This is a genomic window from Thermosulfurimonas marina (assembly GCF_012317585.1).
Classification (GTDB): Bacteria; Desulfobacterota; Thermodesulfobacteria; order Thermodesulfobacteriales; family Thermodesulfobacteriaceae; genus Thermosulfurimonas_A; species Thermosulfurimonas_A marina.
The window spans coordinates 1,132,081-1,158,644 of sequence record NZ_CP042909.1; the positions used below are offsets into that span (position 1 = coordinate 1,132,081).

A 26,564-nucleotide genomic window follows, 5' to 3' on the forward strand; every position below is an offset into this window, starting at 1 on the left:
CCATCCTGCAAACCAAGAAATTCCCCTTTTTTCCGTTTGAGGGTAAACTCCAGAAAAAATTATCCGTGGAGAGGCCCATGGAGGACCTCCGAGCCTATCTCAGACGGTTGGTAGAAGGGCGGGAACTTTCTGAGGAAGAGGCCGCCCGGGTCGTGGGGTTCATTATGGAGGGCCGGGCCACTCCGGCCCAGATCGGGGCCCTTCTTGCCGCCTGGCGGATGCGGGGTGAGACCTGGAGGGAGATCGCCGGGGCGGCCCGGGCCCTCCGGGAGCACATGGTGCGGGTGGAGCACGGCCTTTCCGGCCCGGTGGTGGATACCTGCGGCACCGGGGGCGACGCCAAGGGGACCTTCAACGTCTCTACGGCGGCGGCCCTGGTGGTGGCCGCGGCCGGGGTTCCGGTGGCCAAGCACGGCAACCGCTCGGTGACCAGCCGTTCCGGAAGTGCGGATGTGATAGAGGCCCTGGGGATTCCCCTGGAGGTCCCCCCGGAGGTCTCGGCTCGGGCCCTTCGGGAAGTGGGTTTCTGTTTCCTTTTTGCCCCGGCTTATCACCCGGCCATGAAAGAGGTGGCGGGCCCCCGGCGGGAGCTCGGCTTTCGCACCATCTTTAATCTTCTGGGGCCTCTGGCCAATCCCGCCCTGGCCGACACCCAGGTCCTGGGAGTCTTCGACTTCCGGCTCACGGAAAAGATGGCCTACGCCCTGGATGCCCTGGGGGCCCGGCGGGCCCTGGTGGTCTTCGGTGAAGGGGGCTACGATGAGTTTACCGTGACCGGCTCTACCAAGGTCTCCGAGCTCCGGGAGGGGCGCATCACCACCTATTATGTGGACCCGCAGGATGTGGGTCTGGAATTCTGCGAAGATCCCGGAGAACTCCTGGGAGGAGACGCCCAGGAGAACGCCCGGCTCCTTGAAAACCTTCTTTCCGGAAAAGAAACCGGCCCCAAAAGGGATATGGTCCTCCTCAACGCCGGGGCGGCCCTTTACGCCGCAGAAAAGACCCTGGATCTCAGGGGTGGGGTGGCTTTGGCTCGGGAGGTCCTGGAGTCCGGGGCGGCCCGGCAGAAACTGGAGGAGATCCGGCGCTTCTTTCAGACCGTATGTCAATGAGGCCTTTGGTCCGTCCCCCTTTGCGTTCTACTCTTTATTTGGCCTTTTCCTTTGCGGCAGCGGCGGCGGTAGGGGCCCTTTTTCTCTGGCTACCCTGGATGCATCGCGGAAAATTGTCCTTTCTGGATGCCCTATTTACCGCCACTTCCGCGGTCTGCGTCACCGGACTCACCGTAGTCAACACGGCCACCACCTTTACCTTTGGGGGCAAGGTGGTCATCCTGACCCTTATTCAGCTAGGGGGACTGGGAATTATGACCTTTTCCACCCTCTTTTTCGTCCTCATGGGCCGAACGGTCCCCGTGGGCGAGAGTCTAACCCTCAAAGAGAGCTTTGCCCCTTATCCCGGGGTGGATCTCAAGCCCCTTCTTCTTACCATTGTGGCCTATACCCTCTTTACCGAGGCCCTGGTGACCCTTCTGCTTTGGCCGGCCTTCGGGGAGGGGTTTTCTCCGGAGGGGTTCTTTCACGCCCTCTTTCATGCGATCTCCGCCTTCTGTAACGCCGGATTTTCCGATCTCCCTCAGGGGTTAAGTCCCTACAAAGAGGCCTTTTACCTTCCGGCGGTCATAGCTCTGGCCATTTTGGCGGGCAATACCGGATTTCCCATTGTTTTCGAAGTCTTTCACCGTCTGGTCCTCCGGCAGAGGCGGAGATGGTCCCTCCATACCCGGCTGACCTTAACGGTCCATGGGGGCCTGATCCTTTTGGGGGCCCTTCTTTTCCTTATTTTTGAGGGCAACAGGGCCTTTTCCGGACTTTCTCTCCCTCAGAAACTCCTCAACGCCTTTTTCCTGAGTATAAGTTCCCGCACCGCCGGATTCAGTCTGGTGGACCTTTCTCGTTTCGGAGAGGTGTCCCTCTATGTCCTGATCTTTCTTATGTTTATCGGGGCCTGTCCCGGCTCCACGGGAGGAGGGATCAAGACCACCACCTTCGGGGTCCTGGCCTCCTCGGTGATCAGCCGCCTGCGGGGATATCCCCAACCCACAGTATTCCGGCGCACTATACCTCAGGATCTGGTCTTCAAGGCCCTGACCCTGGCGGCCCTTTACGCCTTCACCATCTACATCTCCCAGTTTCTTCTTATCCTGGGGGCCCCCTCCCGGGCCTTTGCGGCCTCGGGGACGGAGTTTCTGGCCCGGCTCTTTGAGTCCGTCTCCGCCCTGGGTACCGTGGGTCTTTCCACCGGAATTACCCCGCAGCTTTCTCCTTGGGCTAAGGGGGTGATCATCGGTACCATGTATGTGGGCCGGGTGGGAGTCCTTTCCCTGGCCATCCTCCTGACCGGTCTTTCCTCCAGACCCAAAGAGTTTTATTATCCCAAGGAGGAGGTCCTTCTCGGCTGATGGCCAAGAAACAGTTCGGCATCATTGGTTTGGGGCGGTTCGGAAGTTATCTGGCCCGCACTCTCGCGGAGCAGGGTCAGGAAGTGGTGGCGGTAGATCGTTCGGAAAAGGCCGTAGAGGAGATCAGCTCTGTAGTCTCCCAGGCGGTGGTGGCTGACGCTACACGCAAGGAGACCTTGGAGCACCTCGGTTTCGACAAGATGGACACCGTGGTGGTGGCTATAGGGTCCTTGGCCCAGAGTGTGCTGGTGACCCTTTTCCTCAAGGAGTTAGGAGCCCGGAACATCATCGCCAAGGCCTTAAATGAAGAGGGGGCCAAAATCCTTTCCCTCATTGGGGCCCATCGGGTGATCATCCCGGAAAGGGATTCGGCCATACGCCTGGCCCGCTCTCTGGTTATGCCCAATTTTCTGGACTTCTTGCCCCTTCTGCCCGATTTTTATATTACCGAGGTCAAACCCCCTCCAGAATTTGTGGGCAAAAGTCTCAAAGAGCTGGATCTACGCCGGAAATACCGAGTCTACGTCATCGGGGTCAAAAGGGCCTTTGCGGACCAGATCCAGCTCCTGCCCCCGGCAGATTACGTCATTGAGCGCGACGATATCCTTTATCTCGTGGGGCATCAAAAGGATCTCGCCGCCTTAGCCCTGGAGGGTTAAAGCTTTTTGAGGAGCTCCTTTTCGTGGAAGTTGAGGATCTCGCGGAGGGAAATGATTCCTACCACCTGTTTAGGGTTGCGGCTATCTACTACCGGAAGTTGTGAAACTCCTAGGCGGGCTAGCCGGTGCTGGGCCTCAAGCAGGGTATCCTCCGGGGTTACCGTGATCACCTCCTGGGTAGCGATGTCTTTGGCGGTGAGTCTCTGGGCCTCCTCTCGTTCCTTAAGGAGGGCCTGGCGCACATCATGAAAGGAGATAATGCCGGAAAGCTCCCCCTTTTCATTGGTTACCAGGAGATAGGAATGGGGGCTGCGGCCTAGGGCCTCGATCACCCGGGGAAGGGGGGTCGTCTCCGGCAGGCTCTCAAATTCCCGACTCATGATCTTTCCCACCCGGGTGCTCGTCAGGATTTGTTCCTCCCAACCCCTCTTGAGGGTGAGTCCTCGCCGCCTGAGTTTAATGGTGTAAATGGAGCCTTCTTTGAGCTGGGTGGCCACGAAGAGGCTTACAATGCAGGAGAGCATGAGGGGCAGGATGATACTGTAGTCTCCGGTAAGCTCGAAGATGATAAGGATGGCCGTAATGGGACCATGGGTGGTGGCCGCAACCACCGCCCCCATACCCACCAGGGCGTAAGCCCCGGCAGAGGCGGTAATGGTCGGAAAGAGGGCGTGCACCACCGAGCCCACGAACCCCCCGGTCATGGCCCCGATGAAAAGTGAGGGGGCAAAGACCCCTCCAGAGTGCCCGGAACCCAGGACCAGGGAAGTGGCGAGGATCTTGGCCAGGATAAGGAGAAGAAAAGTCCTTCCGGAAAAGCCTCCGAGTAGGGCCTGGTTGACCGCCCCGTAGCCCACGCCAAACACATGGGGAACAAAGAGGAGGAGGATTCCTAAAAGAAGACCTCCCAGGGCCGGTTTGAAGTAGTCGGGAAAAGGCAATTTTTCAAAGAAATCTTCAGAGCGATAGAGTAATTCGATAAAAAGAAGGGCGGCCAACCCCGCGGCCAACCCTAAGAGAGCGTAGAAGAAAAATTCCTGAAGGCTTACCAGTTGATAGGCAGGGGCCTTAAGGGCTGGAAAATTTCCCAGGTAGCGCCGGGCCACCGCTGTGGCCACTACCGAAGAGAGCACGATGGGACTGAAGCGTTCCAGGCGAAAGTCGTTGAGGAGGATCTCAACCGCAAAGAGGACCCCGGCGATGGGGGCGTTAAAGGTGGCGGCGATCCCTGCCGCCGCCCCACAGCCCACCAGGGTGCGCAGGCGTTCCTCCGGGGCTCGGAGAAGCTGCCCTATCATGGATCCCGCCGAGGAGCCGATCATGACGATGGGCCCCTCCCGACCTACGGAACTTCCGGAGCCGATACAAAGGGCGGAGACGAACATCTTCACCAGGGTGAGCCGGGCCCGGAGGCGCCCTCCGCGCACCACGAGGGCCTCCATAACCTCCGGTACCCCGTGTCCCTTGGCCTCGTGGGCCAAAAAGTGAATGATGGGCCCCACAATAAGACCGGCCAGCGCCGGGAAAAGAAGCTTTTGCCAGAAGGGTACTTGGTGATAAAAGAGGAGAAAGTCCCGGGCATCGTGATAGAAGAATTCCTGAAAGAATTTGATCATGAAGCGGAAGACGATGGCCCCCGCTCCGCCGATGAGACCGATAAGGATGGCTAGGACGGCGTTTATTACATGTTCATTGACCCGGGGAAGTCGCTGTGCCCAGCGCATATTTTTAGCTTAGGGGCAATCAGGGCCAAAATAAAGGCCCCCCGAAGGGGGCCTTTGAAAGACAACCTATTTAGGCATTACGATGGGCTGGATAACCGCAAAGACGAATCCGGCAATGAGGATGAGAAAGAAGATGGTGTAGGCCTTGGAGCGGCTCCTGGGGATGGCGGCCAAGAACCCGAAGACCGGCACAAAGGAAAGAATAGCAATACCGATCATGCTCAGGCAATCCATCTTGTTGAGGTGGGAGAGGAACCAGGAATAGCCGTAAAGGGGGGCCCCTTTAATCTGACGCCAGAACTCGTCCACAGAGAGGTGCCAGTGGGTCACAGCCTGATGCATATCTACAAAGCCCGGCAGACCGATGAGGTAAAGGAGCCCGAAGACGATCATCACCGCCACCCCAATATAGGTGGAAATCTCCGTGGCGCGGGCAAAGGCCTCGTTTATAGGATCAATTTGCACTTTGTTTTCCATGACCAACCCTCCTTAAAAGATTTAAATTACATGAAGCCCCTTTAGGGCCTTGATCACATTGAGGACCGCGGCCAGCAGCATGATTCCCAGGACCAAATATTTGATAAAGGCCGGCTTCACGCGCACCGTAAGCCAGGCCCCCACGCGGGCCCCGAGGGTGATCCCCAGAACCGCAGGGACCACAATGAGCGGGAGAGTGGCCCCTTTAGCCATGTAGACCCAGATGGCCGCAGCGTTGACCATGATGATGGCCATGCTGGTGGCCACAGCCACTTTGATGGGGCAGCCCATGACCAGGTTGAGCACCGGCACGTTGGCCCACCCGGCCCCGAGGCCAAACATCCCGGCAATGAAGCCCACCCCGGCGAAAAGAAAGAGCGAGAGTACAAAGCGGGTCACCTTGTACTCCACTATGCGGCCTAAGGTAGGCTCATACCAGCTCCCTTTAAGCCCCAGGGCCTTGGAGACGGAGTCCTGTTCCTTTACCTCCGGATACTCCACCCGCTTGGAGGTGATCATGATGATGAAGACCACCAGGAGGATGATGCCCAGGGCAAAGATGATGTACCATTTCCCGTTGGGAAAGGCGTTGCTCACCCAGAGGCCCACAAAGCCCCCGATGATGGAGGAGACCATAACCACCCAGCCCACCGCGGCCATGAGCCGGATGTTGGCCAGGCCCTTGCGGGCAAAACTGGGGACCGAGGAGTAGGCGCTGGTCACCGCCATGATGAGCCCGGCCCCCCGGATGAAGTCCACGCTGAAGGGAAAGAAGGCCGTGGAAAGGGGCACAAAGAGCACCCCCCCTCCCACTCCGGACATGGGAGAGATGATGCCGATGGTAAAGGTGAAAAGGAAAAGGATGGTGGGCCAGGCCCACCAGGGCCAGCCCCCCTTGGCTGGGACCTCGGCCGCCAGGGTGTCTCTCGAAAAATAAAGCCAAACCAGAGTTGCGACAATTAACGCCGGATACCATAGTCTTTTCCCCAACTTCATCCCCTCCCTCCTTTGGACGATTTTGTCCCTCTTTAACGCTCCTTTCCTTTTTTGCAAGGCTACCTCCGGGTGACGATCACTAGAGTGGGAGAAACCAGCCGGTGCATGACCCGCTCGGAGACACTTCCCAGGAAGATCTCCTCCAAGGCGCTGCGACCGCGATGTCCCATAAAGACCAGGTCATAGTCCCCCTCTTCCGCCTCCTTCACGATCTCTTCCGCGGGCTCTCCCACGGCCACCCGCCGGCTTATCGGGACCTCCACTCCCGCTTGGTGCAGAAAGGTCTCCGCCGAACCCAGAAGGGCCTCTCCCTCCGGGGCCCTCTCCTCCTGGGCCACCGGGACCAGATCCACCACATGAAAAAGGACCATCTCCTGGGCCCCCCAGAGGAGGGCCAAACCCGCCGCCTCTTCCAGGGCCTTCCAGCTGGGTGGGGAATCGTCCAGGCAGACCAGAAGGCGCGGTTTCCGACAACTTTCGGCTTCCAGGAACTTGCGTCCCACTACATAGGTGGAGTGTTCTCCAGGGCGGTGGACCAGGGCGTGGGTGCAACTGCCAAGGAGGAGCTCAGAAATGTGGGAACGGGCCCGGCGGGCGATGATTTCCGCTCCGCATTTCTCCTCGTAGGCGAAACGGGAGAGGACCTTCGGAGGATTTCCGCTGAGGATGACTTCCTTTACTAGGAGATGGGGAAGGGCCGCCTGGAGCCTTTCCCGGGCCTCGGCCAGAAAGGGTTCGGCCTCTCGGCGAAGATATTCCCGATAGAGTTCCCGGAGAAAGTCCTTTTCGGCAAAAAGAGACTCCAGCCGGAGGTCCCGCCGAGAGGCCTTTTTGAGGGCATCCGAGGAGACCACATGGACCAGATAGACGGTCTTTACCAAATCTGGGGGAAGCCCCTTTAGAAGACAGATGAGGAAGCTCAAAAGGGCCTCCGAGGCCCCGTCCTTTCCCAGAGGGATCAGGATCTTTTCCAGATGAGGAAAGAATCTCGCCGGCATAAGAGACCCTCCTAGTAGAAGATTAAAAGCCAGACATTGGCCAGGGCCACGCTCAGGACCATGTAAACAAAGCCCACCTTCATGTACTCAAAAAAGCGGATGCGGTGTCCGGCGGCCTCGGCGATCCCCAGAGTGACCACGTTGGCGCTGGCCCCGATCATGGTCCCGTTGCCTCCGAAACAGGCCCCCAGCGCCAGGGCCCACCAGAGGACGTTCGACTCCGCTCCCGGGATTACCCGGGAGAGATAGGCCACGATGGGAAGCATGGTGGCGGTAAAGGGAATGTTATCCACGAAAGCGCTCATGATGGCCGCCACCCAGAGGATGAGGCAGACCGCCGCCGTAAGGGACCCTTTAGAGAGGTGATAGACTTTGTCGGCGATAAGGGAAAGGAGTCCCACCTCTTCCACCGCCCCCACCAGGATGAAAAGGAACATGAAAAAGAGGAGGGTGGTCCACTCAATGTCCTTTTCTACCACCTCCAGGAGGTCCACCTTCTTGGTGACCAGGGCGTAGGTGAAAAGGAGGGAGGCCCCGAAGAGGGCGGCCACCGAGACCTCCATGTGGAAGATCCCGTGCGTGACGAAAAAGAAGATGAGGACGGCCATGATGATAAGCCCTACGGCCAGCAGGGTCCCGTCGGTGATGCGGTACTCCTCCCGCAGGCGGGCGATGAAACCCTCCACGTCTTCCACCTGGCCCCGGGCGTAATCCTTTCCATAGACCAGCTTGCTAAAGACAAAGAGGGCGATCATGGAAAGGGCTACCACCGGGGTGAGATTCTTTACAAAATCCATGAAGGTGAGTCCGGTATAGGAGCCGATCATGATATTCGGAGGGTCGCCGATGAGGGTGGCCGTTCCCCCCACATTGGAGGCCAGGATCTCCGGAATGAGCAGGACCAGGGGGGAGATCTTGAGGGAGAGAGCGATCTCAATGGTGACCGGGGTCAAAAGGAGCATGGTGGTCACGTTGTCGAGAAAGGCCGAGGTCACGGCGGTAAAGGCCGAAAGGATGACACAGAGGAGAAAGACATTTCCCCGGGCCAGCTGATAGCTTTTATAAGCGCACCACTGAAAGACCCCGGTGCGCTTGAGGACTCCCACCACGATCATCATCCCCATGAGGAGGAAAATCACGTTCATGTCGATGGCCCGGATGGCCCGTTCATAGGAGATGATGTGGTAGGCCGGGTCCCATATCCCCAGAGTGTAGGTGACTACCAACATGAGGGCCGCCCCGAGCATGGCGGCCACCGTCCGGTGGAGGAGTTCAAAACTGATAAGGGCATAGGCCAGAATAAAGACTATGGTGGCGATCCAGAAGGCCGGGCCCAAATGGCGCTCAAGGATCACGTTTTTGACCACGAAAAGATCCTGGCCGTGACGGGCAAGCTCCGAGGGTTCAATGGAGAGGGTGACCGGCTTAAAACTGCTCTTAAAGATTTCCACCTCCAGCCCGCCTTCCTCCAGGGCCTTTTCCGGGATCTCGGCCACCACCTGAAAGGAACCGTCGGCCTCGGTTTCGATACTTTCCACCTCCTGGTGCCCGTGCTCCCCCTTGCGGAAGGTCAGGGCCTTCCCGTGGAGGAGAAGCCGGACCTCGGCCTCGGCCACCGGTTCCTTGTGGGAATCGAGCACCCTTCCGGTAAGATAAAGTCTTAGAAGGGGCTCCGAAGAGGTAGAATCTTCCGCACAGGCCCAGGCGGTCCAGAAAAGGAGGCCTACCAGGAGCAGTAGGAGCACTTTGCGCATGGCCACCACCTCGCGATTCTTTATCTTCTCCGCTTTACTAAATTTCGGGCTTTTTGTAAATCCCGGATATGGGCCGGAATTTTAAATCCGCCAAAGATCTGCGCCTCTTTTTGCGGCGCCTTTTCAAGGAGGAATTGAAGGGTCTTCCCCCGGATTTTCGGATGGAGGTGGAGGTCCTTTCGGTGCGTCCGCCGCGGGCGGCCCTGCGCCTTCCTGTTCCGGCCGAAGGGAATCCGGCCCGGGCCCACCAGGTGGACCTTTTGGTGGCCCGCCTTCTCGAAGAAGGCCTTTCCTTAGAGGTCTTCTATGCCGACGATCTGGCCGAGGCTGAAGACCTGGGGTGAGGTTTTATTTTTTCCGTCTCTGGCGCAGCACGTCCTCGTAGGCCCATTTGCGGAGGATGGCCTCTATTTCGGAGGAAGAGAGCTGGGGGCGCTCGTAGAGACCGGCGGCCTCCCGCTGCCGAAAGGCCTCATAGAGGATGACCGCCGTAGCTACGGAAACATTTAGACTGCGCACCATGCCCACCATGGGGATCATGATGCGGTGCGTGGCCAGGGGCAGGAGCTCCGGAGAGACCCCCTCCACCTCGTTTCCCACCACGATCACCGTGGGACGGGTATAATCCACTTCGCGAAAATCCCGGGTGCCCGCCCCCAGCCAGGTGACCACCACCTGAAAGCCCCGGTTCCGGAAGTCCTCCAGGGTGGCGCGGGGGTCCTCGGTCTTGCGCAGAAAGACCCAGCGATGGGCTCCGAGGGTGACCCCTACATTTATAGGGGCTTCGTAGGGTTCCTCGAAGCCGTACCAGATCTCCTGGAGACCCACGGCCTCGGCGGTGCGGATCAGGGCGGAGAAGTTGTGTTCATTCTTGACCCGGTCCAGAAAAAGCACGAGGTCCTTTTGGCGCCGGGCGAGGACCTCCCGCATGCGGGCCAATCTCCGGGGAAGGACCAGATAAGGGTTATCTCTTTCCAAGTCTTCGTAACCCCTCCTCATTGAGGATACGGATCCTTTTTCCGGAGACCTCAATGAGCCCGGCCTCGCTGAGACGGGAAAGCACCCGGGAGAGGGTCTCCGGCACCGTGCCCAGAAGGGCCGCCAGCTCCCCCTTGGGGATCTCTAAATCGAATTCCGACCCGTTTCTTTCCGCGAGATAAAGAAGATAGGCCGCCAGTCTTTCCGGGACTTCCTTCAAGGAAAGTGTTTCCACCAGTTCGGCCAGGGAACGCAGACGCAGAGAAAGGAGAGCCAGCATATTTAGGGCCAGTTCCGGGCGTCGCCGAACGAGGTCCAGGAAGGCTTTGCGGGGAAAGAAGAGTACCCGAGTCTTTTCTAAGGCCTCAGCCCAGGCCGGATAGCGGGCCTCGGAAAAGAGGGCCGCCTCGGCAAAGGCCTCTCCCGGACCGAAAACATGGAGGATTTGTTGCCGCCCCCGGGCCGAGAGCCGATAGACCTTAACCCTCCCTTCCAGGACTAGAAAAAATCCCCGGGCCTCGGCCCCCTCCGAAAAGATGACCTCTCCCTTTTCGAAGACTTTGGAAAGGGCGATACCCCGGATCTCGCGCAGGGCCTCCTCTGCAAGCCCCCGAAAAAGAAGGCTTTTCCCCAGAAGTTCCAGTTCCATAGAGCTTGATTTTAACCCTCCGGCCACCCTTGACAAAGCCCCGAAGGCCTGAAAGATTTAAGAAATGCGGTGGCGGCGTAGCTCAGCGGTAGAGCGGGGATCTCATAAGTCCTAGGTCGGGGGTTCGAGTCCCTCCGCCGCCATGATAAAATAGAAAGAAGCCGAGGCGGCGTAGCCAAGCGGTAAGGCGACGGCCTGCAAAGCCGTGAATCCGGGGTTCGAATCCCCGCGCCGCCTCCAGATTTTCCAGGATATGTTCGAGCTTACGGTCCGAGAAGAGTTTGCCGCGGCGCATCAACTCCGGGGCTATGAAGGGGCCTGTGAGAATCTTCACGGGCACAACTGGCAGGTGGAGGTGAGCGTCCGCGGAAAAGAACTCAATGAGATCGGGATCCTTCTTGATTTTAAGGAACTCAAGCGGGCGCTCCGGGAAGTGGTGGCGGAGCTCGACCACCGTTTCCTCAACGAGCACCCGGCCTTCGGCAAAGAAAATCCCTCCTCGGAGAACCTGGCCCGCTACATTTATCAAAGACTCTGTGAAAAACTCTCGGGGCATCCGGTAAAGGTCTCCCGGGTTACGGTCTGCGAGACCGAAAGGGCCTGTGCCACCTATCTTCCCGACTGAACCCGTCCTCCGGGTCTTTGAGACCTTCGTGAGCCTTCAGGGGGAAGGTCCGGCTTGTGGTCGGCCGGCCTTTTTCGTGCGTCTGGCCGGCTGTAATCTGGCCTGTCGCTGGTGTGATACTTCTCCGGCCCGGAGCCCCGAGGCTGGACGCCCCCTAACCCTTTCCGCCATCCTTAAGGAATTCGAGGCCACGGGCCTTAAGGAGGTCCTCCTTACCGGAGGCGAGCCCCTTCTTCAGGAAGCCTCCCTGGAGCTCATGAGAGCCCTTCTCCGCCGGGGAGCGCGGATCTATCTCGAGACCAACGGAAGCCTTTCCCTGAGGTCCGTCCCCCGGGAGGTGGTCAAGATCATGGACTTCAAGACCCCCTCTTCGGGGATGAACGCGTGCATGCTCTACGAAAACCTGCGCTACCTTACCCCCAGGGACGCGGTGAAATTCGTCATTGCCGACGAGGAGGACTACCGTTTTGCCCGGGAAAAGACGCTGGAGCTCGGGCTTTTCTTTTTTACCGAAGTCTATTTTTCTCCGGTCTGGGGAGAGATGTCTCCAGAAAGACTGGCCCGTTTAATCCTTGAGGATCGCCTTCCGGTGCGTCTTCAGGTCCAGCTACACAAGTTCCTGGGCCTTCCCTGAAGAAAAGAGCTTCCGGGCCGCCAGGCGCAGGAGAAGCAGGGTCAGGACCAGGAGAATCAGGGAAAGGACCGCCAGTAACCATTTTCCGGAAAGAAAATTTTTGCGGGCCAGAAGCACGAGCGCCGTAAGGGTGACGGCCAGCATGAAAAGGGCCGGAATTTTCACGAAGGCCGCAAAGCGCCCGGTGCTGGTCAGCCAGACGGTGAGGGCCAGCAGGGCCAGGGCCGCAAGCAACTGGTTGGCGGCGCCCATGAGAGGCCAGATCCTTTGCCAGGCCCCGGAGAAGGCCAGCCCCCCGGCGGCGGCCACTACCAAGAGGGTGAAAAGGGTGCGGCTTCGGGCGGTGGAGACATGTTCCCCGGCGGGGCTGAAAAACTCTTCCACCATGAAGCGGGCCACCCGGGTGGCGGTATCCAGAGAGGTCAGGGCAAAGGCCGAGACCGCCAGCGCGGCAAAGGCCCGCCCCTTTTCCGGGGGAATCCCCAGGGCGGAAAGAAAATGCCCGACCCCTAAAGCGAAGGCCGCGATAGGGCCCTTAGCCTTGAGAAGACTCTGGTAGTCGGCCAGGGTAAACCCGATCACCGCACACAGGGAGACCACCCCCAGGACCCCCTCAAGGAGCATGGCCCCGTAGCCCACGGAACGGGCCTGGGATTCCCGGTCTGCCTGGCGGGCTGTGGTCCCGGAGGCCACCAGGGAGTGAAATCCGGAGATGGCCCCGCAGGAGGTGATCACGAAAAGGAGGGGAAAAAGAGGGCCGAGGTCGTTGAAAAAGCCGGTATAGACCGGAAGCCGCACCTCCGGGGCCTTTAAAAAGAGTCCCACCAGGGCCCCCAAAAGGAGGGCGTAAAGGAGAAAGGCGTTAAGGTAGTCCCGAGGTTGGAGGAGGAGCCAGATGGGAAGGACCGAGGCCAGAAACACATAGCCCAAAAGGAGGGCCCGCCAAAGGGGCTCCTTGAGGTGGAGGGGGAAGCGAAAGCCCAGCCAGATGGAAAGGGCCAATCCCAGGAGTCCGAAAAGGGTGATTGCCGGAAGGGGGACCCCGGCGCGATAGTAAAGGAGGCCGAAAAGTACGGCCAGAATCAGAAAGCCCAGAGAGGCCGTGGCTACCGGGGGTGAGGCCACAAAGGTCTTGGCTACGATAACATCGAAGGCGGCCACCACCAGGATCAGCGTGGCCACGGCGAAGGCCAGAAAAAGCCTCTGGGCGGAGGGGCCAAGATACTGCCGCAGGAGTTCCCCGATGGACCGGCCCTCGTGTCGGAGGGAGGCGGCCATGGAGCCCATATCGTGTACCCCTCCGGCGAGCACCGCCCCGAGGACCAGCCAGAGAAAGACCCCCAACCAGCCGTAGGAAGCGGCCAGAATGGGCCCGACTATGGGCCCGGCCCCGGCGATGGAGGCAAAGTGGTGTCCGAAAAGGACCGGGGTGGAGGTGGGCACAAAATCCAGCCCGTCTCGCAGGCGATGGGCCGGGGTGAGATGCCGGTCGTCCAGGCCAAACCAACGGGAGAGCAGACGGGCATAAAAAAGGTAGCCCGCCAGAAAGATCAGCCCTGCTCCTAGGCCCAGCCACCTAGCCGACACGGTCTTATTAAAGGCCTCCTTGGGAAAGGCGTCAAGTAAGCGGGTCCTCTAAGGGGGGAGGAAGCTTTCCCAGGGCTAGCGCCAGATATATCACCCGGGAGACCTTTTCCAGGACCAGGGTAAGGTTTAGGGCCTCAAGGAGATGGGCTCCCACGGTGACCGCCCCATGGCGTTCCAGAACGGCCACCCGGGAGTCCTTTAAGGCCTCGGCCACCGCCCGGGCCAATTCCTCCGAGCCCGGAGGCCAGGCCGGAACCCGGGAGATTTTCCCGAGGAGGAGTTTTCCCTCGTAAAGGTAGTGTCGGGAGAAATCGAAGCCGGAAAGAAGGAGGGCCAGGGTGTATGGGGGATGGGTGTGGACCACCGCCCCTATCCCCGGGTGGGCCCGGTAGAGGGCCAGATGCAGAGGGAGTTCCGAGGTAGGATGTCCGGAAAGGATCTTTCCGGAAAGGTCTACCTCCGCCACCTCCTCCGGGCGCAGGCGGGCCTTGAGCCCCCCGGAAGGGGTCACCAGGATTCGGTCTTTGAGCCTTACCGAAAGGTTCCCTTCCGGTCCGGCAAGAAGTCCCTCCCGGGCCAGATAGCGGGTGGCCCTGGCCAATGCGCGGCGCATCTCTCAGAGGTGGTGGGTGGCAATGTGGGCGGAGAGATCCGGGGTCTTTTCCGGGACCCTTACCGCCTCCTCGTAAAGGGGTTTTTCGACGCGGTAGAAGATCCCTATGGGGATCTCCGCCTCCCGCGCGGAATAGTCCCATTGAAGGGCCAGGTGCAGGGCCGCCTCAAAGTCCGCCGGATCGTGCTCCGGCCCGATCTCCTTTACGTGTTGATTATAAAATTCGTAGGTGTTGAAGAAGGTATAGCAGGGTTGAAGCACGTCGATAAAGGCAAAGCCCCGGTGCTTGAGGGCCTCTTCGATAAGGCCGGCTAAGTGTTCCGGGCGTCCGGCATAGCCCCGGGCCACAAAGGTGGCCCCGCTGGCCAGCATGAGCTCCAGAGGATTAATGGGGGTCTCAGGGCTCCCCTTGGGGGTGGAGCGGCCCTTGAAACCCTTGGGAGAGGTGGGAGTGAACTGTCCGGTGGTGAGACCATAGACGGAATTGTTGTGCACCACCAGGGTCAGATCCAGATTGCGTTTGGCGGCAAAAATGAGGTGGGCTATCCCCTCTCCGTAGGCATCTCCGTCTCCGGCGTGTCCCAGCACGGTGAGTTCTGGACGGGCCAGTTTAAGTCCCATGGCCACCGGAAGCACCCGTCCATGAATACTATAGAAACTATTTACCGCCAAATAGTCCACAATTTTGGCGTGACAGCCAATTCCGGAGACCATGACCAGCCGATGGAGGGCCTCCCGTTCCTCCCAGCCCTTGAGCACCCGTTTTACCGCCGTAAGGATTCCGAAATTCCCGCACCCCGGGCACCAGGTGTTTACCGCATAGGTGTCCAGGGCCTCGGGTCTCCGGCGAAGACTCACCGCAAGACCTCCTTTATGCGGCGCTCGAGTTCGTCCACGGTAAAGGGCCTCCCATCATATTTAAGGATCCTTTCGGTCTTGAGGCCCAGGGCCGCTATCCTTCGGGCCAGCTGGCCCGTGGCGTTGGTCTCCGCTACCAGAACCCTTCGCACCCCGGAAAGCCGCGCCCTCAGGGTCTTTTCCGGAAAGGGCTCAAGCACCAAGGGCTGTACGTAGCGTAAGCCGAGACGGCGAGCCACCTCTAGACCGGCTCCCCGGCCAGAACCCCATACACAGAGGGCCACCTCTCCCTCTCCTTCGGTGCGGACCATTTCGGGCCCGTCCAGGGCCTGACGCAGACCCTCCCCCTTGCGCAGGCGTTTTTCCTGCATGCGGGAGATGGCTTCCGGATCTTCGGTGGTGATACCGTAAGAGTCGTGCTCGTAGGAGGTGACCTTGACCACCGCCCGCGGGTCTCCGGGGAAGGCCAGAGGGGAGACCCCGTCTTCAGTAAAGGCGTAGCGCTGGTACTCCCCCTGGCCCTCCCAGGCCCGAAAACTCACCCGCGGGACCCGGGAGAGGGGGAGCTCCTGGTGAAAGAGGCTTTCGCTCACGTGTTTATCCATAAGAAGGATGACCGGGACCTGATAAGACCAGGCCAGAGAAAGCCCTTTAGCCGCAAGCAGGAAGGCCTCCTCCGCATCCCCCGGGGCTAAGACCACCCGGGGAAATTCCCCATGGCCGGCATAGGTCACAAAGTCCAGATCTGCCTGGGCGGTATAAGTGGGCACTCCGGTGGAGGGCCCGGGACGCTGACTTTCCACCACCAGGAGGGGCAGTTCCGCCTGCCCCGCCAGACTCAGGGCCTCCACCATCAGGGCAAAGCCTCCTCCAGAGGTCCCGGTCATGGCCGGGGCCCCGGCTGCAGCGGCCCCTAGGGCACAGAGAACCGCCGCGATCTCATTTTCGGGATGAATCACCGTGACCCCCAGGGCCTCGGCGTGTTGGGCCAGATAGTGGAGGATGGAGGAGGCCGGAGTCATGGGATAGGCCACATAGAGGCGAAGGCCTGCGGCCACCGCCCCCAGGGCCGCGGCTTCGTTTCCGAAAAAGGTAGGAAGCCTTTCGGCCCCCTGAGGGAGCTCAAGCCGGGGCTCCGGGGTGGCCACGTAGGCCCGCCGGGCCACCTCCAAATTGACCTCCCGGGCCCGGGGAAGGTCCTTTTCCAGGGTGGCGGCCAGCTCTTCAAAGGGAATTCCGGTGAGCTTGGCGGCCGAGGCCAGGGCCGCGGTGTTGCGGGTGATCTCCGGGGCCGAAAGCTCCTTGACTATCTCTTTCCAAGGCACCCCCAGGCCGGAAAACTCTCTTCCCCCGGAGGAGTCGTAAAGGAGGAGACCCTGAGGGAGGAGATTTTCCTGGTGGCGCTGGAGGGTCTCTTCGTTTAAGGCCACAAGGAGGTTGATCCTTTCGCGGTGGGCCAGGATCGGAAAATCCGCGGCCCGGACCACGGTGAAGTTATGTCCGCCCCGGATGAGGGAAGGATAGTCGTCATAAAGGAAGACCCGCAGGCCTCGCCGGGCCAACAGCCGGGCCCAGAGTTGCCCGAGCTGACGGATGCCGTCCCCGGCTCGCCCCCCGAAAAGGACCGAAAATTCAAAATTAGACACGGATCTCTCTTACCCAGTCTCGATTTTCTAAGTACCAGTCTACGGTACGGCGCAGGCCTTCGTCAAGGGAAATCTCCGGGGCCCAAGAAAGAAGCCTTCGGGCCTTGTCGATCTCCGCCCAGGTCACCCGCATATCCGCCCGATGGAATTCCCGGTATTCCACCCGGGCCTTTTTGCCGAGGAGGGCTTCGATCTTGGCGATGAGGGTATTGATGGAGATCGGGTTGCGTCCTCCACCCAGGTTGATGATCTCGTAGCCTAGGGGTCTTAAGGCCAGGATGGTTCCCCGAGCAATATCGTCCACGTAGGTAAAATCCCGGGCCTGTTCGCCGTCGCCATAGACGATTACCGGCTGACCCTCGTCGATCCACTTGATGAAGCGGAAGTAGCTCATGTCCGGCCGGCCCGCCGGACCGAAGACCGTGAAGTAGCGCAGGACGGAAATGTCCAGTCCGTAGAGGTGGTGATAGGTATAGGCCAGGACCTCGGCCCCCTTCTTACTTGCGGCGTAGGGGGAAAGAGGCTGGTTGACCGGAAGGTCTTCCCGGTAAGGAAGGGGGGAGCCGGCGTAGACCGAGGAGGTGGAGGCCAGGACCATCTTCGAGACCCCGTGTCGCCGCATGAGCTCCAGGAGGTTTAGCGTGCCTTCCACATTGGTGCGATAGTAGGCCCAGGGATCTTCGAGGCTGGCCCGCACTCCGGCCCGGGCCGCAAGATTTATCACCGCCTCCACCTCGAAGGCCTCAAAGAGCACGGAGAGGGCCCCCAGGTTGGCGATGTCCACCTCAAAAAAACGAAAATTCGGCCAGCGCCGCAGCTCTCCCAGACGCCATTTTTTGAGGCGCGGATCGTAATAGTCGTTGAGGTCGTCCACCCCCAGGACCTGGTGGCCTTCCTTAAGGAGAAATTCCGCGGTCCGCCAGCCGATAAAACCCGCCGCCCCGGTCACCAGAATCCAACCCATAAGCCCTCCTCCTGTGGGATGACCGTATTATAGTCCCCTGGAGACTCTGGGGAACCCTACAGGATCTTCAGTAAGTGGGCCCGGAGTCGATCTTCGGCCTGGAAAAGGAGCCGGGCTTCTTCTTCCATGGCCTCTTGAAGATAGGCCAGGTTTTCGGGGGAGAAGCGCTGGCGGAACCAGGGACAGAAGAAGTTGCGACAGAGGAGGGGCCGCACCTTGAGAAGGCAGCCCTCCGGTCCCAGAAAGAAGCAGCCCCGGGGAAAGGCCCTATTTTCAGGGAGTTTTACCCCCACCAGGAGATTGATCAGGAGGAGTTCCCGGGAGACGGAAAGTTCCATATCCCGCACGCAGCAGGTGCCTCGGCCGGAGGTGGCGCAGGTGGCGCAAAGCTGGGCCGCCCCGGTGTCCTGATAGGCCTCGTCGGAACGCTCGATGGCCTCCAGCAGGGCCTTAAGGAGTTGGCCCATCCTTTCCTCTCTTTCCAGGATCTCTTGGAATCGGGGGAAGAGCTTCCGGACCTCGGCCAAACCTTGGAGAAAAAGGTCTTCGGCTTTCACGGACAGGGCGGAGCGCTCTGGGGATTGAGGCGAAAGATCACCGTTCCGGTGAGGATCTTGGGATGAAAGTAAGTGGACTTGTGGGGCATGACCTTTCCGCTTGCGGCCACCCGGGCCAGGGCCTCAAGGGGGGTGGCCGGAAGAAGGAAGCCCAGGGCCCCCTTTATGGCCTCGTGTTCCACCTCTTCTTCCCGGGGGGTATAGGAGAGAAGGCCCTTCTCCTTGAGATCCTTTTCGCCTTCTTCACAGAGGGTCTCGATAATCCGGGCGCACCAGGCCGCAGGCAGAGCTTCTTCCGGGAGTCCGCTCTCCGCCCGCCAGCGCTCCAGGGCCTCCGGTCTCAGGCGCATCCGGAAACGCCTCCCTGCGGAAAGGAGGACCAGGGCCTTTTCTTCAAGCGAAGGCCGGGCTTTGGGGTCCTCCTCGAGGTGGACCAGGGGAAGGAGACGTCGGGAGAGTTCCTCCGGAGAGAAGGGGTGCCGGAGGATGCGGTGGGTGGGCAGCACTACCAACCCCGGATCCTCGAAGGGGCAGAGATACATCATCATGTAGTGGAAACAGCGGGGGCCCTCCGGCCGCAGGGCCCGGGTCATCTCCTCCGCATAGCGCAGGGCGGTGGTATAGCGGTGGTGCCCGTCGGCGATATAGAAGGGGAGATCCTCCCAGAAATCGGTGAGGGTCTTCTGGAGAGAGGGATCGGTGAGAGCCAAGATTTCGTGTATTTCATCCTGGAATTTAACCCGCAGAAGCGGAGAGGCCTCCGGAAGGGAAGAGAGGGTGCGTCTTTTGGGGTCGGAGTAAAGGACGAAGATCTGGCTGAACTGGGCCTTGGTGGCCCGAAGAAGGGCCAGACGTTCCTCGGTGACCTTGGGAAAGGTCTTTTCGTGAGGCAGGATGCGCCCTTCGGAAAAGGGGGAAAGCCTCACCAGTCCGATAAAACCCGTGCGGACGAACTTTTGGCCCTGATGGGTAAAATGAAGCCGATAGAGATAAAGGGCCGGACGGGATTCCCGGATGAGGACCCCTTCGCTTATCCAGGTCTCCAGTTTCCGGGACGCCTCTTCCGGCCGGGAGGCCAGCTCCAGATGAAAGATGTTGTGCGGGTCCCGGGCCAGATAGGCGGCCTTTTCCTCGGGAGAGACCACGTCGTAGGGCGGGGCCACCACCCGCGCGAGATCCACCTTTTGGGGATTGAAACGCCAGCCGTAAAAGGGTTTGACCTCCGGCATGGCCCATTGCCTAATATGAAACCCCGCTCTCGTCAACTTCGGACTTGCCCGGAGGTTTTACGTGGTTATTAGTTTCTAGAGATCTTCGAAAGGAGGGGGAGATGACCGCTCTGACTCTGGTGCTCCTGGCTTTAGGGGCGGTAGCCCTGGTGGTTTTCATCTGGGTCCTCTGGCGGATTAAGGGGGTGGCGGAACAGGCCTCGGTCACTCTCTCGCAGGTAGAAGGGGCGCTGGGCGAGGTGCGCGGAAGCCTGGAGAGGGTCAACCGGGTGGCCGAAGAGGTGGTGGTCCTTCCCGGAGCCTTGAAGGAGCTTGCGGATTCCGTGGGGGAGATGGCCCGGGATCTCTCCGAAGAGCTCAAAGGGAGGCTCGAGAAGACGGATCTGGTCCTTGAGGCCCTGGAAAAACGCCTTTCCGGGGAGGTGCCCCAGGTCCTCACCCAGGCCGAACGTACCCTCTCGGAGGCCGAAAAGCTGGTCTCCGGGCTAAACGAGAAGCTTTCGGCCCTGGATGAGCTTTCCGAGGCCGCGCGCAACCTTTCCCGTTCCGTGCGGGAGGTGAGCACCACGGCTTCCGTGGCGGTGGAGACCATCAATCGTGAGGTCCAGGATCTAGTGATCGAGATCTCGGCCGCCACGGCCGGCCTGCGGGAGGGCCTGAGAGTCCTTTCTAAGGTCATCCCTTTTAAGAAGAAAAAGTAAAGGAGGTGAGAAAAATGGCGGAAAAGAAGCTTTCGGTGGGTCTGGCCTTTTTGCTGGGGGGTTTAGTGGGGGCGGCGGCGGCCCTTCTCCTGGCCCCGGCCAGTGGGGAGGAGATCCGGGAGCGCTTGCGGGAGCGGGGCGAGGAGACCAAGGAGCGCCTTCGGGAGAAAAAGGAAGAGTTGCGGACCAAGGTGGAAGATCTCAAGAAAGAGGCCGAAGAGATCAAGGCCCGCCTTCTTACGCAGGCCGAAGGGCTTAAAGGGAAGTCCCTGGAGACCCTGGAGGAGGCCAAGCGGGTGATTGAAGAGGCCATCGAGGCCGGAAAGGAGGCCATGCGTCGGGAGAAGGAGCGCCTGGCCGCCAAGGTCAAGGGAGAAGGGGCCTCGGCCTAGACCTTGCTTTCCCCCCACCCGAGTTTGTCCCGGAGGATGGCAAAATAGCTCCGGGTGGGGGAGGTAATTAATTTGAGCGGTCTTTCTGACCGCCGGAGATGCACGCTCTGCCCGGGCCCGAGGACCCGGTGGTGCCCTCCGTCCACCACGAGGTGGACCTCCGGAGAGGGGCTGATGAGCTGCACGGTGATTTCTGTTTCGGCTGGAAGCACCAGAGGCCGGGCACTGAGCATAAAAGGACAGATGGGGGTGAGCACCAGGGCCTCGGTGGCCGGATGCAGGATGGGGCCTCCGGCCGAAAGGTTGTAGGCCGTAGAGCCGGTGGGAGTGGCCACCAGGAGGCCATCTCCGTAATAGGTGGTGAGGTATTCCCCGGAGACCGTAACCCGCAGGTGGATCATGTGCCCCAAGGGCCCCTTCAGGATGGCCGCCTCATTCAGGGCCTGAAAGGTCTCCTCTCCGTAGCGGACCTCCAGCATGAGCCGGGCTTCGGTCCGAAATTCCCCTTCCAAAAGTCGCTCCAAGGCCAATTCGACCTCCTCCAGGGACACCTCGGTAAGGAAACCCAACTTCCCGAAATTGATCCCCAGGATGGGCACGTCGAGCTTCCAGGCCAGGGGGGCCGCCCGCAGGAGGGTCCCGTCCCCTCCGATCACCAGGACCAGGTCCGGAGGAGGGGAAGGCTTCCGGGTAAGCTCTATCCCGGCCTCCCGGAAGCGTCCTTCAAGAAGTCCTTCCAGATCAGGGGGCAGCTTGAGACCCTCTTTGGGATAGAGTAAGACCCGTTTCATCAGTTGACATTTTAGAGGCTACGGGTGAAAGGTAAAGTATGAAAAGGGGGACCCTTTCTTTCTTTATTTTGGTTCTCTGGGCGGCTTCGGCCCTTGCCGCCTGGAAGATCGAGGCCCGGAGGCTTACGGTCTATCACGACCGGCGGGTAGCCGTAGCCGAAGGGCAGGTGGTCATCACCGGAAAGGGGCTTACCATATTTGCCTCTCGGGCCCGCTACGAGATGGAGACCAAGCGGCTGTGGCTTTCCGGACCGGTAAAAATCCTCACCCTCCATGGAGATTGGCTTAAAGGGCGGCAGGCCTTCCTGGACCTCCGGTCCGGAGAAGGGCGGGTGGATGGGGCCCTTCTTTTTATCCAGAAAGATCGGGTGCGGGTCCGGGCCCGGCGGCTGGAGAGACTTTCCGAGGATCGCTACGTGGCCTACCGGGCGGTGATCACCACCTGTGAGATGGACTGTGAGAAGGAACCCTCCTGGAGTTTCCGGGCCCGCAAGGTGGTGGTGAGTGAGGGCTACGCCCGGGGGCGTTGGGTCTCCTTTTGGGTGAAACGCTTGCCGCTTGCGGCCAGTCCTTACCTGAGTCTGCCGGTCAAGCGCCGGCGCAAGAGCGGTTTCCTCTTCCCCCGTCTGGTCACCGGCTCCCGTACCGGGGCCGGGGTGGAGGTCCCCCTCTTTTTGGCCCTTCACGATAGCTTTGACCTCACCCTTTCGCCCCTTTATACCGGAAAAAGGGGTCTTCTTTTTTCCGCCGAAGGGCGCTGGCGGGTAAGTCGAGACGCCCGGGGTCTCCTGCGCTACCGCTATCTCCATGATCGCCTGGAAGACAAGGATTACAATGGTGACGGGATTCGACGGGGTAATCAGAGCCGCTACTGGATTACCGCGCGAGTGGATCAGCCCCTGGCCCAAAGGATCGCGCTCCACCTGGACCTCGATCTCCTTTCCGACCGGGACTTTTTGGAGGAGTTTGAGGGAGGCCCCTTCGGTTTTTCCGAGACCCATCGCCAGTACCTCGAGTGGTTTGGCCGGGGGCTTGAGGAGCGCAATCAGACTTATCGGACCTCTCGCCTCTGGCTGGATCACCTCCGGGAAAATACCTACCTCGAAGCCTCGGGGACCTACCGGGATGCCGTACTTCCGGGCCGGCAGCCCTCCATGCTTTCCCCCCTAGGAGACCTCTATTTTCGGGCCCTCAGGAGACCTCTTTTCGGCCCTCTGCATTTCGATTTCTCTTTGGACTCCACCTACTGGTATCGGGAGGAGGGCTCCCGGGGCCTGCGCACCGAGGTGGTCCCGGAAATCTCCCTGGAGCAGGCCCTCGGTCCCTTGGAAACCCAGGTGGCTTATCGTTTCCTCCATACCCGCTACGATGTAGACTGGGACAACGGAACCACCGAGGATCTCACCCGCACCCTCTATGAGATCGAGGCCCGGGCCTCTTTGGAGTTTTACCGTATTTACGGGACCGGGCCGAGGCGTTTTCGCCACAGTCTTCGCCCCTATCTGCACTACTTTTACCGTCCCCCGGAAAACCAGGAGGACTTTCCCCTGTGGCGGGCCGAGGATCGCCTGCCCCCGGCCCACTGGCTGGAATACGGGCTGCTGCAGTTTGTGACCTTGCGGGAGGAACCCTCTCCGGGCCGACTCCGCTACCGGGATCTTTTGCGGTTTAAGCTTTATCAGCGCTACGATTTTCGGGAGGCGACCCGCGAACTTTCCGCGGCCGAGGAGGAAAGGCGCCCCTTTTCCAATCTGATAGGCGAACTGGAGTTCCAAAGCCCCGGGGGAAGGCTCTCCTTGCGCTACGATGCGGAGTACAACTTTTACGGCCTGGGGCTGGCCCGCCAGGAACTCACCCTTTCCCTCACCCGGGTCCTTCTGGATCGTTTTTCCCTCGGTTACCAGCGGGATCGTCTGCGGCAGGTCAAACAACTCAATCTTTCCGGAAGCTGGCGCTTCCTGCGCCGTTTCGTACTCCACGGGGCCCTTTCCCGAAACCTCCTGCGGGAGGAGACCTCTTCGGCCAGCCTGGGCCTCACCTATGAGGCCTCCTGCTACAGCGTGGACCTCACCCTGGGGATCACCCCAGAAGAGACCCGCTTTTCCTTCTGGATCAATCTTTTGGGGGTGGGGGGTTACGGGCGCACTTATTGACCGGCGAGCCTTCCCGTAATAGTTTTCGGACATGAAGATCGCCCTAGCTCAAATCAATCCCACCATAGGCGATCTCCAAGGGAATCTGGAGAAGATCCTGGAATTCTGGGAGAGGGCCCGGGAGCTGGGGGCGGATCTGGTGATCTTTCCAGAGCTTTCCCTCTGCGGATACCCTCCCCGGGACCTTCTCCTTCGCTCCGAATTCCTGCAGGCGGTCCACCGCACCCTGGAAAAACTGGCGGCCCGTATTCGGCGTCCGGCGGCCGTGGTGGGCTATCCCGAAGAAAACCCCGGCCCGGGCCGGGCCCTTTTCAACGCCCTGGCTTTTATCGAGGAAGGGCGTATTCTTTTTCGCTATCGCAAGCGCCTTTTACCCTACTACGATGTCTTTGATGAGCCCCGCTATTTTGAGCCCGGTGTCTCAGCCGGGATCTTTACCTGGCGCGGAAAGCGCCTGGCTTTTACCATTTGCGAGGACCTTTGGAGTCATGAGGGCTATGTGCCTCGTCCCTATCCGGTAGATACCCTGGCCGGGCTCACCGAGGTTCAGGCGGTGATCAACCTGGCCGCCAGTCCCTTCCATTTGGGAAAGGGGCTCCTGCGCCGGGCCCTCATGGCCCGCAACGCCGCCCGCCTGCGGGCTCCGGTCATCGAGGTCAACCAGGTGGGAGGACACGATCACCTCCTCTTCGACGGCCAAAGTCTGGCGGTCTCTCCGGAGGGGGAACTCCTGGCCCAGGCCCGAGATTTTGAGGAAGATCTGGTCTGGTGCGATCTGGAGACCGGAGAGGGGGTGGTGCGTCCGGTCTCGGAAAGACGCATGGAATCCCTCCTCAAGGCCCTTACCCTGGGGGTGAGGGACTTTTTTCGGCGCGTTAAGGCCCAGGGGGCTATCCTCGGCCTTTCCGGGGGCATAGATTCCTCGGTGACCGCGGTCATCGCCGCCCGGGCCCTGGGGCCGGAAAAGGTTCTGGGGGTCCTTTTGCCTTCCCCTTACAATTCTCCGGAAAGCGAAGAAGACGCCCTGGCCCTGGCCCGCAATCTGGGTCTGCGGACCCTGAAGATCCCCATCGGAGAGATCCTTTCCACGATGAAGGAGGCCCTCTCTCGGGCCCTGGGGACGGAGATCCAGGGCCTTACGGAGGAAAACCTTCAGGCCCGCATCCGGGGAAACCTCCTCATGGCCCTTTCCAACCAGTTTCCGGGCTATCTGGTCCTCAACACCGGGAACAAAAGCGAGATCGCCGTGGGCTACTGTACCCTTTACGGGGATACCTGCGGGGCCCTTTCCGTCCTAGGAGACCTTACCAAGGACCTGGTCTACGAGCTGGCCCTGGAGATCAATAGGGAAAGGCCGCTTATCCCGGAACGGGTCCTGCGGAAGCCCCCTTCGGCGGAATTGCGTCCCGGCCAACGAGATGAAGACGATCTTCCCCCTTACTGGATGGTCAACAGTCTGGTGCGGGGTTATGTGGAGGAGGGCCTGAGTCCCGAGGAACTGGTGGCCCGGGGCTTTCCGGAGAAGGTGGTCCGGGAGGTTTTGGGACGACTGCGGCGGGCGGAATTCAAACGCTGGCAACTTCCCCCCACCCTGCGGGTCTCCCCCCGGGCCTTCGGTTACGGCTGGCGCTATCCCATCGCCCACGCCTTCCCCCTGGAGGCCCCGGATGGGTCTTGATTTTCGGGGCTATGTCCAGGTCTATACCGGAGAGGGCAAGGGCAAGACCACGGCGGCCCTGGGGCTGGCTCTTCGGGCCTTGGGGGCCGGCCTGCGGGTGGCCTTCCTGCAGTTCCTGAAAAAGGGGGAATACAGCGAAATCTGCGCCTTGCGACGCTTTGAACCCCAGGTCCTGGTCCGCCAATATCATTCCGGGGGGTTCGTCCGGGGCGAGCCCTCGGAAGAGGTCCGCCGGGCGGCAGTCCTGGGCTGGGAAGAGGCCCGTGGTCTTCTCCTTTCCGGGGATTTCCAGGTGGTCATCCTGGATGAGGCCAATGTGGCCCTTTCTTTAGGGCTTATCCCCCTTTCGGAGGTCCTGGAGGCCCTTTCGCGGCGTCCGGCGAGGGTGGAGGTGGTCTTTACCGGTCGCGGGGCCCCGGAGGCCCTGATGGAGATGGCCGATCTGGTGACCGAAATGCGGGCGGTGAAGCATTACTATGCCCAGGGGGTTCGGGCCCGGCGAGGGATTGAATATTAGTCCTTGAGGACCTCCCGGGCGGCTAGAGCCCGTTTGAGGGTAAGGGGATCGGCATAGCGCACTTCCATCCCCAGAGCCAGTCCGGTGGCCAGACGCGAGACCTTTACCGGAAACTCCCGCAGGATTTCCAGGAGATAGGCGGCGGTGGCCTCTCCGGCCGCGGTGGGAGAAAGCCCTATAAGGACCTCCCGCACCCCGTTCCGGCGAATCCTCTGGAGAAGCTCCGGGAAACGGAGCTCTGAAGGCCCGAGTCCGTCCCGGGGAGAGAGTACCCCGTGGAGGACGTGGTACCGTCCCCGGAAGGCCCCGGTGCCCTCGATCACCGAAAGGGCCGCCGGGTCCTCCACCACGCAGATCACGGTGGGGTCCCGTTCCGGATCCTGACACAGCCGGCAGAGGTCTCCTTCGGTGAAATTTCCGCACTCCCGGCAGAGCTTCACCCGAGGGAGATCGGCCAGGGCCGCAGCCAGTTCCCCGGCCCGCTCCGGATGGGAGATCAAATAGAGGGCCAGGCGGGTGGCACTTTTTTCTCCCAGACCCGGAAGCAGGGAAAGGGCCCGGATGGCCCGGCGCAAGGGCTCGGGGAAGACTTCGGCCATCTAGGTCCCGAAAAGTCCCGGAATATTGAGCCCGCCGGTGATCTTGGCCATCTCTTCCTGGACCATCTCCTGGGAGCGCCGGAGGGCCTCATTGACCGCGGCCACGATGAGGTCCTCGAGCATCTCCTTGTCTCCAGACTGAAAGATCTCCGGGTCGATCCTTACCTCCACCACCTCCTGGCGGCCGTTGACCACCGCGGTCACCATCCCGCCTCCGGCGCTGGCCTCTACCGTCCTTTCGGCCAGTTCCTCCTGGAGCTGGGCGATCTTTTTCTGGATCTTCTGGACCTGTTTCATGAGTTGTTGCATCTGCGGGGGAAACAT

General features: G+C 60.6%; 28 protein-coding genes and 2 tRNA genes. 13 read left to right on the plus strand and 17 right to left on the minus strand.

Annotated features, from left to right (window positions below):
• Nucleotides 1-77: 77 nt before the first annotated feature.
• The 3 genes from trpD to FVE67_RS05945 are packed head-to-tail and all read left to right on the plus strand — an operon-like array spanning nucleotide 78 to nucleotide 3,120.
• The gene (trpD, locus tag FVE67_RS05935) at nucleotides 78-1,112 is read left to right on the plus strand and encodes an anthranilate phosphoribosyltransferase (protein WP_168719719.1); all 1,035 of its coding nucleotides are present in this window, start codon (nucleotides 78-80) and stop codon (nucleotides 1,110-1,112) included.
• Nucleotides 1,109-2,461: a TrkH family potassium uptake protein gene (locus tag FVE67_RS05940; RefSeq protein ID WP_210534569.1), complete on the plus strand. Its 1,353-nt coding sequence runs from the start codon at nucleotides 1,109-1,111 to the stop codon at nucleotides 2,459-2,461. Before trpD ends, FVE67_RS05940 begins: the two co-directional genes overlap by 4 nt.
• Nucleotides 2,461-3,120: a potassium channel family protein gene (locus FVE67_RS05945; protein ID WP_168719721.1), complete on the plus strand. Its 660-nt coding sequence runs from the start codon at nucleotides 2,461-2,463 to the stop codon at nucleotides 3,118-3,120. Before FVE67_RS05940 ends, FVE67_RS05945 begins: the two co-directional genes overlap by 1 nt.
• Here the strand turns inward: FVE67_RS05945 and FVE67_RS05950 are convergent.
• The 5 genes from FVE67_RS05950 to FVE67_RS05970 form a co-directional block, all read right to left on the minus strand.
• The gene (locus FVE67_RS05950; protein ID WP_168719722.1) at nucleotides 3,117-4,844 is read right to left on the minus strand and encodes a chloride channel protein; all 1,728 of its coding nucleotides are present in this window, start codon (nucleotides 4,842-4,844) and stop codon (nucleotides 3,117-3,119) included. The two genes, FVE67_RS05945 and FVE67_RS05950, sit on opposite strands and share 4 nt — an antisense overlap.
• A 66-nt stretch (nucleotides 4,845-4,910) precedes the next feature.
• Nucleotides 4,911-5,321: a hypothetical protein gene (locus FVE67_RS05955; RefSeq protein WP_168719723.1), complete on the minus strand. Its 411-nt coding sequence runs from the start codon at nucleotides 5,319-5,321 to the stop codon at nucleotides 4,911-4,913.
• Nucleotides 5,322-5,342: 21 nt separating this feature from the next.
• Nucleotides 5,343-6,317: a sulfite exporter TauE/SafE family protein gene (locus tag FVE67_RS05960; protein WP_168719724.1), complete on the minus strand. Its 975-nt coding sequence runs from the start codon at nucleotides 6,315-6,317 to the stop codon at nucleotides 5,343-5,345.
• Between the two features lie 59 nt (nucleotides 6,318-6,376).
• Complete coding sequence (locus tag FVE67_RS05965) at nucleotides 6,377-7,315, minus strand: universal stress protein (RefSeq protein ID WP_168719725.1); 939 nt, start codon at nucleotides 7,313-7,315, stop codon at nucleotides 6,377-6,379.
• Between the two features lie 11 nt (nucleotides 7,316-7,326).
• Nucleotides 7,327-9,069 (minus strand): ArsB/NhaD family transporter, encoded by a 1,743-nt coding sequence (locus tag FVE67_RS05970; RefSeq protein WP_168719726.1) that lies wholly within the window; start codon nucleotides 9,067-9,069, stop codon nucleotides 7,327-7,329.
• A 68-nt stretch (nucleotides 9,070-9,137) separates the two neighbouring features.
• Between FVE67_RS05970 and FVE67_RS05975 the strand changes: the two genes are divergently transcribed.
• Nucleotides 9,138-9,413 carry a hypothetical protein gene (locus tag FVE67_RS05975; protein ID WP_168719727.1) on the plus strand — a complete coding sequence of 92 codons (276 nt, stop codon included), beginning with the start codon at nucleotides 9,138-9,140 and terminating at the stop codon, nucleotides 9,411-9,413.
• 4 nt (nucleotides 9,414-9,417) lie between these two features.
• On the opposite strand, the gene FVE67_RS05980 is transcribed toward FVE67_RS05975, so the two are convergent.
• Both FVE67_RS05980 and FVE67_RS05985 read right to left on the minus strand, forming a co-directional pair.
• Nucleotides 9,418-10,047 (minus strand): TrmH family RNA methyltransferase, encoded by a 630-nt coding sequence (locus tag FVE67_RS05980; protein ID WP_281347169.1) that lies wholly within the window; start codon nucleotides 10,045-10,047, stop codon nucleotides 9,418-9,420.
• Nucleotides 10,034-10,696, minus strand: a complete 663-nt coding sequence (locus tag FVE67_RS05985; RefSeq protein ID WP_168719729.1) for a Crp/Fnr family transcriptional regulator — start codon at nucleotides 10,694-10,696, stop codon at nucleotides 10,034-10,036. The genes FVE67_RS05980 and FVE67_RS05985 overlap by 14 nt, the downstream gene beginning before the upstream one ends.
• Before the next feature lie 71 nt (nucleotides 10,697-10,767).
• On the opposite strand from FVE67_RS05985, the gene FVE67_RS05990 reads away from it, so the two are divergent.
• The 4 genes from FVE67_RS05990 (at nucleotide 10,768) to FVE67_RS06005 (ending at nucleotide 11,955) form a co-directional block, all read left to right on the plus strand.
• A tRNA-Met gene (locus FVE67_RS05990) sits at nucleotides 10,768-10,839 on the plus strand.
• A gap of 22 nt (nucleotides 10,840-10,861) precedes the next feature.
• Nucleotides 10,862-10,936 (plus strand) — tRNA-Cys (locus tag FVE67_RS05995).
• Nucleotides 10,902-11,321: a 6-carboxytetrahydropterin synthase QueD gene (gene queD, locus FVE67_RS06000; protein ID WP_246167850.1), complete on the plus strand. Its 420-nt coding sequence runs from the start codon at nucleotides 10,902-10,904 to the stop codon at nucleotides 11,319-11,321. The genes FVE67_RS05995 and queD overlap by 35 nt, the downstream gene beginning before the upstream one ends.
• Nucleotides 11,299-11,955: a 7-carboxy-7-deazaguanine synthase QueE gene (locus FVE67_RS06005; RefSeq protein ID WP_246167851.1), complete on the plus strand. Its 657-nt coding sequence runs from the start codon at nucleotides 11,299-11,301 to the stop codon at nucleotides 11,953-11,955. The genes queD and FVE67_RS06005 overlap by 23 nt, the downstream gene beginning before the upstream one ends.
• On the opposite strand, the gene FVE67_RS06010 is transcribed toward FVE67_RS06005, so the two are convergent.
• Genes FVE67_RS06010 through FVE67_RS06040 form a run of 7 tightly spaced genes read right to left on the minus strand, consistent with a single transcriptional unit; the run spans nucleotide 11,929 to nucleotide 19,409 of the window.
• Nucleotides 11,929-13,542 (minus strand): carbon starvation CstA family protein, encoded by a 1,614-nt coding sequence (locus FVE67_RS06010; RefSeq protein WP_168719730.1) that lies wholly within the window; start codon nucleotides 13,540-13,542, stop codon nucleotides 11,929-11,931. The two genes, FVE67_RS06005 and FVE67_RS06010, sit on opposite strands and share 27 nt — an antisense overlap.
• Nucleotides 13,543-13,573: 31 nt before the next feature.
• A complete protein-coding gene (locus tag FVE67_RS06015) occupies nucleotides 13,574-14,155 on the minus strand; it encodes a class II aldolase/adducin family protein (RefSeq protein ID WP_168719731.1) in 582 nt (193 codons plus the stop codon).
• 3 nt (nucleotides 14,156-14,158) lie between these two features.
• Nucleotides 14,159-15,013 carry a thiamine pyrophosphate-dependent enzyme gene (locus FVE67_RS06020; protein ID WP_168719732.1) on the minus strand — a complete coding sequence of 285 codons (855 nt, stop codon included), beginning with the start codon at nucleotides 15,011-15,013 and terminating at the stop codon, nucleotides 14,159-14,161.
• The gene (locus FVE67_RS06025) at nucleotides 15,010-16,659 is read right to left on the minus strand and encodes a 2-oxoacid:acceptor oxidoreductase subunit alpha (RefSeq protein WP_168719733.1); all 1,650 of its coding nucleotides are present in this window, start codon (nucleotides 16,657-16,659) and stop codon (nucleotides 15,010-15,012) included. Before FVE67_RS06025 ends, FVE67_RS06020 begins: the two co-directional genes overlap by 4 nt.
• Entirely contained in the window at nucleotides 16,652-17,623 is a 972-nt protein-coding gene (locus FVE67_RS06030; protein ID WP_168719734.1) for an NAD-dependent epimerase/dehydratase family protein, read from the minus strand. Before FVE67_RS06030 ends, FVE67_RS06025 begins: the two co-directional genes overlap by 8 nt.
• A 56-nt stretch (nucleotides 17,624-17,679) precedes the next feature.
• A complete protein-coding gene (locus FVE67_RS06035; RefSeq protein WP_168719735.1) occupies nucleotides 17,680-18,180 on the minus strand; it encodes a hypothetical protein in 501 nt (166 codons plus the stop codon).
• Nucleotides 18,177-19,409 (minus strand): DUF1015 domain-containing protein, encoded by a 1,233-nt coding sequence (locus tag FVE67_RS06040; protein ID WP_168719736.1) that lies wholly within the window; start codon nucleotides 19,407-19,409, stop codon nucleotides 18,177-18,179. The genes FVE67_RS06035 and FVE67_RS06040 overlap by 4 nt, the downstream gene beginning before the upstream one ends.
• 101 nt (nucleotides 19,410-19,510) lie before the next feature.
• Here FVE67_RS06040 and FVE67_RS06045 point away from each other — a divergent pair, with 101 nt between their 5' ends.
• Together FVE67_RS06045 and FVE67_RS06050 are read left to right on the plus strand one after the other, a co-directional pair.
• Entirely contained in the window at nucleotides 19,511-20,110 is a 600-nt protein-coding gene (locus FVE67_RS06045; RefSeq protein ID WP_168719737.1) for a hypothetical protein, read from the plus strand.
• A 14-nt stretch (nucleotides 20,111-20,124) separates the two neighbouring features.
• Nucleotides 20,125-20,502 carry a YtxH domain-containing protein gene (locus FVE67_RS06050; protein WP_168719738.1) on the plus strand — a complete coding sequence of 126 codons (378 nt, stop codon included), beginning with the start codon at nucleotides 20,125-20,127 and terminating at the stop codon, nucleotides 20,500-20,502.
• Here FVE67_RS06050 and FVE67_RS06055 read toward each other — a convergent pair.
• Nucleotides 20,499-21,293 carry an NAD(+)/NADH kinase gene (locus tag FVE67_RS06055; RefSeq protein ID WP_168719739.1) on the minus strand — a complete coding sequence of 265 codons (795 nt, stop codon included), beginning with the start codon at nucleotides 21,291-21,293 and terminating at the stop codon, nucleotides 20,499-20,501. The genes FVE67_RS06050 and FVE67_RS06055 overlap by 4 nt on opposite strands.
• A gap of 38 nt (nucleotides 21,294-21,331) precedes the next feature.
• Between FVE67_RS06055 and FVE67_RS06060 the strand changes: the two genes are divergently transcribed.
• From FVE67_RS06060 to cobO, 3 genes are read left to right on the plus strand one after another with little or no spacing between them, the layout of a single operon-like run.
• Nucleotides 21,332-23,446, plus strand: coding sequence for an LPS-assembly protein LptD (locus FVE67_RS06060; RefSeq protein WP_168719740.1), 2,115 nt, complete (start codon nucleotides 21,332-21,334; stop codon nucleotides 23,444-23,446).
• 31 nt (nucleotides 23,447-23,477) lie between these two features.
• On the plus strand, nucleotides 23,478-25,124 hold the full coding sequence (locus FVE67_RS06065; RefSeq protein ID WP_168719741.1) for an NAD+ synthase: 1,647 nt from the start codon (nucleotides 23,478-23,480) through the stop codon (nucleotides 25,122-25,124).
• Complete coding sequence (cobO, locus tag FVE67_RS06070) at nucleotides 25,114-25,641, plus strand: cob(I)yrinic acid a,c-diamide adenosyltransferase (RefSeq protein ID WP_168719742.1); 528 nt, start codon at nucleotides 25,114-25,116, stop codon at nucleotides 25,639-25,641. The genes FVE67_RS06065 and cobO overlap by 11 nt, the downstream gene beginning before the upstream one ends.
• Here cobO and recR read toward each other — a convergent pair.
• Together recR and FVE67_RS06080 are read right to left on the minus strand one after the other, a co-directional pair.
• Nucleotides 25,638-26,240: a recombination mediator RecR gene (recR, locus tag FVE67_RS06075; protein WP_168719743.1), complete on the minus strand. Its 603-nt coding sequence runs from the start codon at nucleotides 26,238-26,240 to the stop codon at nucleotides 25,638-25,640. The two genes, cobO and recR, sit on opposite strands and share 4 nt — an antisense overlap.
• Nucleotides 26,241-26,564 (minus strand): YbaB/EbfC family nucleoid-associated protein, encoded by a 324-nt coding sequence (locus tag FVE67_RS06080; protein ID WP_168719744.1) that lies wholly within the window; start codon nucleotides 26,562-26,564, stop codon nucleotides 26,241-26,243. It lies immediately after the preceding gene.

Coding starts and splice junctions, on each gene's coding strand:
- trpD (WP_168719719.1), top strand. CDS start 78: ATGGAGGACCTCCGAGCCTATCTCAGACGGTTGGTAGAAGGGCGGGAA.
- FVE67_RS05940 (WP_210534569.1), top strand. CDS start 1,109: ATGAGGCCTTTGGTCCGTCCCCCTTTGCGTTCTACTCTTTATTTGGCC.
- FVE67_RS05945 (WP_168719721.1), top strand. CDS start 2,461: ATGGCCAAGAAACAGTTCGGCATCATTGGTTTGGGGCGGTTCGGAAGT.
- FVE67_RS05950 (WP_168719722.1), bottom strand. CDS start 4,844: ATGCGCTGGGCACAGCGACTTCCCCGGGTCAATGAACATGTAATAAAC.
- FVE67_RS05955 (WP_168719723.1), bottom strand. CDS start 5,321: ATGGAAAACAAAGTGCAAATTGATCCTATAAACGAGGCCTTTGCCCGC.
- FVE67_RS05960 (WP_168719724.1), bottom strand. CDS start 6,317: ATGAAGTTGGGGAAAAGACTATGGTATCCGGCGTTAATTGTCGCAACT.
- FVE67_RS05965 (WP_168719725.1), bottom strand. CDS start 7,315: ATGCCGGCGAGATTCTTTCCTCATCTGGAAAAGATCCTGATCCCTCTG.
- FVE67_RS05970 (WP_168719726.1), bottom strand. CDS start 9,069: ATGCGCAAAGTGCTCCTACTGCTCCTGGTAGGCCTCCTTTTCTGGACC.
- FVE67_RS05975 (WP_168719727.1), top strand. CDS start 9,138: ATGGGCCGGAATTTTAAATCCGCCAAAGATCTGCGCCTCTTTTTGCGG.
- FVE67_RS05985 (WP_168719729.1), bottom strand. CDS start 10,696: ATGGAACTGGAACTTCTGGGGAAAAGCCTTCTTTTTCGGGGGCTTGCA.
- FVE67_RS06015 (WP_168719731.1), bottom strand. CDS start 14,155: ATGCGCCGCGCATTGGCCAGGGCCACCCGCTATCTGGCCCGGGAGGGA.
- FVE67_RS06030 (WP_168719734.1), bottom strand. CDS start 17,623: ATGGGTTGGATTCTGGTGACCGGGGCGGCGGGTTTTATCGGCTGGCGG.
- FVE67_RS06040 (WP_168719736.1), bottom strand. CDS start 19,409: ATGCCGGAGGTCAAACCCTTTTACGGCTGGCGTTTCAATCCCCAAAAG.
- FVE67_RS06045 (WP_168719737.1), top strand. CDS start 19,511: ATGACCGCTCTGACTCTGGTGCTCCTGGCTTTAGGGGCGGTAGCCCTG.
- FVE67_RS06050 (WP_168719738.1), top strand. CDS start 20,125: ATGGCGGAAAAGAAGCTTTCGGTGGGTCTGGCCTTTTTGCTGGGGGGT.
- FVE67_RS06055 (WP_168719739.1), bottom strand. CDS start 21,293: ATGAAACGGGTCTTACTCTATCCCAAAGAGGGTCTCAAGCTGCCCCCT.
- FVE67_RS06060 (WP_168719740.1), top strand. CDS start 21,332: ATGAAAAGGGGGACCCTTTCTTTCTTTATTTTGGTTCTCTGGGCGGCT.
- FVE67_RS06065 (WP_168719741.1), top strand. CDS start 23,478: ATGAAGATCGCCCTAGCTCAAATCAATCCCACCATAGGCGATCTCCAA.
- cobO (WP_168719742.1), top strand. CDS start 25,114: ATGGGTCTTGATTTTCGGGGCTATGTCCAGGTCTATACCGGAGAGGGC.
- recR (WP_168719743.1), bottom strand. CDS start 26,240: ATGGCCGAAGTCTTCCCCGAGCCCTTGCGCCGGGCCATCCGGGCCCTT.
- FVE67_RS06080 (WP_168719744.1), bottom strand. CDS start 26,564: ATGTTTCCCCCGCAGATGCAACAACTCATGAAACAGGTCCAGAAGATC.